We start from the raw sequence: 730 nt of genomic DNA on the forward strand, positions 1-730 counted from the left end.
TCATTAGATTGACATCATCAATCTCTACTTTAACTTCAAATTCACCCCATCTTTCGTCATCGATGTCAAATCGATACATTAACCATTCTGGCAATGTGTTTATTCGTTTAATTCTGTTCTCTGGATTATCAGCATTAACCGTGATTTTTTCAGGCATTTCAGCCGGAAAGGATTCAGGGTCTAGGAACTCGTAAATCCTTCTAATCATTCCACAGCATTCTTCGTTCATATCTGGTATTGTTATCGTTCGTATATTTTCAGGTTCTTCTCCTTCGATGCATTGCGGGATATCTTTTGTGCTCGCGGAAAATCTAGGAATTACATAATCAAATTCTGTGCATTCCATCCACCAATCACAAAATACACCTATACTTTCAAACATTAAATCAGGGTCGCCGTATGCCCACTCAGACTCCCACTGTCCTTGCGTATAAAAAAACCTCTCACTTCCTGTTGGTTGAGGAGTTTCTCCCCACCTCCAATCCATATGACTAAAAAAAGTGATGCTACTTCCACTTGGTGGAGGATTACAGCATCCCCCGCTACCCATTTGTCTGTCGAACTCTTCAACGCTGTACTTTTCATCAGCTTTTATGGTACAACCGATATTGCCATTTCCGCCATTTCCATTGTCTGAATCATCATCTGAATCATCATCTGAACTATCGCCTGGTCGCCTTCCTTTATCATCATCTACCTCGTCACCGCTATTAGGACCGCCAAAACCTCA

The 730-nt window shown here is 41.2% G+C and carries 2 pseudogenes; one reads left to right on the forward strand and one right to left on the reverse strand.

Annotated features, from left to right (window positions below):
* Positions 1 to 262 (reverse strand): annotated as a pseudogene (locus P5674_RS25485) (hypothetical protein); the annotation flags it as partial.
* A 241-nt stretch (positions 263 to 503) separates the two neighbouring features.
* Here P5674_RS25485 and P5674_RS25490 point away from each other — a divergent pair.
* A pseudogene (locus P5674_RS25490) lies at positions 504 to 730 on the forward strand (hypothetical protein); the annotation flags it as partial.

It is taken from the genome of Limnospira sp. PMC 289.06 (assembly GCF_032350395.1).
GTDB classification, from domain to species: Bacteria; Cyanobacteriota; Cyanobacteriia; order Cyanobacteriales; family Microcoleaceae; genus Limnospira; species Limnospira platensis.